The organism is Achromobacter semiaridum (genome assembly GCF_053543755.1).
In genome coordinates this window covers 1-2068 of record NZ_JBLVOL010000104.1, presented here as the reverse complement: position 1 = coordinate 2068, position 2068 = coordinate 1, and the positions used below count along the sequence as shown (strand labels likewise).

Here is a 2068-nt window from a genome sequence, read left to right as displayed (position 1 = left end):
CCCCGCGGACTACCTGCTGATTACTCGTACGCCTTGGGGTCACCCGAATCGGTCGGGTTGGCCAGCGCGCGCTTGAGGGCGTCGCTCATCGGGTACTTCAGGTTGATCTGCTTCGGGGGAATCGGCGAATTGAAGTACTTGTCGTAGATCGCCGCGACCTTGCCGGTCTTGATCAGATCGAGCACGGCGTCGTCCACCACCTTCTTGAAGGCGGGGTCGTCCTTGGGTTCCATGATGCCGTAGGGCGCCATTTCCAGGCCCTTCTTGCCGATCACGAACGCGTCGGGGTTCTTGGACGAAGCGACGGCGCCGTAGGCAATGCCGTCATCGTTGGCCGAACCCGCGGCACGGCCCGATTCCACCATCAGGATGGTTTCGGCGGTGTCCTTGGTGGGCGCCATCGTGATGCCCAGATTGCCCTTGGCGTTCAGACCGGAGATCAGGCGGAAGGTCTGGCCGCCGGCCTGGGCGGCGATGGTCTTGCCGCGAAACGATTCCAGGTTGTTGGGATCGACGCCGCCATCCTTGCGCGCCACCAGCACCACCTGCGCCACGAACGTCGTGGGGGCGAACGACACCAGCTTGTGGCGGTCCAGGTTGTTGGTGGTGTTGCCGCATTCCAGGTCGATGGTGCCATTGGCCAACAGCGGGATGCGCGTGGCCGAGGTCGTCGGGTTGTAGCGCACTTCCAGCTTGGGCAGCTTCAACGCGGCCTGGATATGCTTGGCCACTTCCTGGCAGATCTCCACGGTGTAGCCGACGGGCTTCTGGTTGCCGTCCAGATATGCAAACGGCACCGAGGTCTCGGGGTGGCCGATGGTGATCACGCCGGTTTCGCGGATCTTGTCCAGGCGGCTGGGGCCTTCGGCGTGGGCGGTGGCCGCGCTGCCCAACAGGGCGGCAGCGACGGAGATCGCGGCAAGTGCTTTCATCTGATTCCCTTGGCGCCGTGCAATCGGCGCGTATTTGTATTCACGATCGGCGGCACCGGTTTGGCCGGCGTCCGCCACGTCCCGCGATGAGCCCCGCGGCTGGCAAAAAGTATCAACTAGCAGTATGGTTTTATCCAGTTCCAATCAGGTATTCCTCTATACGGATTTGATATGGCCATTCCACGGATGGGCTTAAGACACATCGAGGCCTTCCGAGCCGTCATGATGACCGGCTCGATGACGGCCGCAGCACGGCGCGTGCACACCTCGCAGCCGCACGTTAGCCGCTTAATAGCGCAATTGGAAGCGATCACCCAGTTTCCCTTGTTCGACCGCAATGGCAGCCGCCTGAGCCCCACGCAAGACGGCTCGCGCTTCTTTCAGGAGGTCGAAAAAACCTTTATCGGCCTGGCCGGCCTGGAGTCGGCGGCGGCCAGCATCCGCTCGTTCAGCGCCAGCCGCCTGAGCGTGGCCGCCATGCCACGACTGGCGGGCGGCATGCTGGCGCGCATCGTCGCCGCCTTCAAGACCGAGTACCCGGACGTGATGGTGTCCATCCATTCAGGCAGCGCCAGCGCCGTGCACAACTGGATCAGCTCGGGCTTTTGCGACACGGGGCTGGCGATGCTGTCGGGCGACAGCCCGGGCATCCAGGTCGAACCCGTGATGACGATGAACTGCGTGGCGGTGCTGCCCAAGGGGCATCGCCTGACCAAGCTGAAAAAGCTCAAGCCCGCCGACTTCGCGGGCGAGCCCTTCATCGCCTTTCCCAGCGCCACGCCGCTGCGCGAGAAGATCGACGCCGTCTTCAAGGCGGCCAAGGTGGAACGGCAGACCGTGGCCGAAGCAGGACTGGGCTCGTCGGTGTGCGCGCTGGTGGGCGCGGGGCTGGGCGTGGCGCTGATCAACCCCTTGGCCGCGCGCGAAGAGTACGAGGCCAACGGCGTGGAAGTGCGCCCGTTCAGCCCGTCGGTGCCGGTGACGGTGGCGCTGCTGTACCCGCCGTATCACACGCGAACGCGGCTGGTCAGCGTGTTTTCGCGCTACGCGCATCAGCTGATGCAGGAAGAGATGGCGGATCTGAAGGCGCGGCCGGCTCGGTGAAGGCGCTGTGGAGCGAGGCGTGGGGCTAGCGG

2 protein-coding genes are annotated in these 2068 nt (G+C 64.6%); one reads left to right on the top strand and one right to left on the bottom strand.

All coding sequences use genetic code 11. The features are described 5' to 3' along the window. Nucleotides 1-20: 20 nt before the first annotated feature. A complete protein-coding gene (locus ACNPP0_RS23310; RefSeq protein ID WP_332609263.1) occupies nucleotides 21-932 on the bottom strand; it encodes an amino acid ABC transporter substrate-binding protein in 912 nt (303 codons plus the stop codon). A gap of 171 nt (nucleotides 933-1103) precedes the next feature. Here ACNPP0_RS23310 and ACNPP0_RS23305 point away from each other — a divergent pair, with 171 nt between their 5' ends. Beyond that, entirely contained in the window at nucleotides 1104-2036 is a 933-nt protein-coding gene (locus ACNPP0_RS23305; RefSeq protein WP_448707129.1) for a LysR substrate-binding domain-containing protein, read from the top strand. Nucleotides 2037-2068: the final 32 nt, after the last annotated feature.

Bases quoted from the DNA above. Each gene is read 5' to 3' on its own strand.
- ACNPP0_RS23310 (WP_332609263.1), bottom strand. From the start codon at position 932: ATGAAAGCACTTGCCGCGATCTCCGTCGCTGCCGCCCTGTTGGGCAGC.
- ACNPP0_RS23305 (WP_448707129.1), top strand. From the start codon at position 1,104: ATGGCCATTCCACGGATGGGCTTAAGACACATCGAGGCCTTCCGAGCC.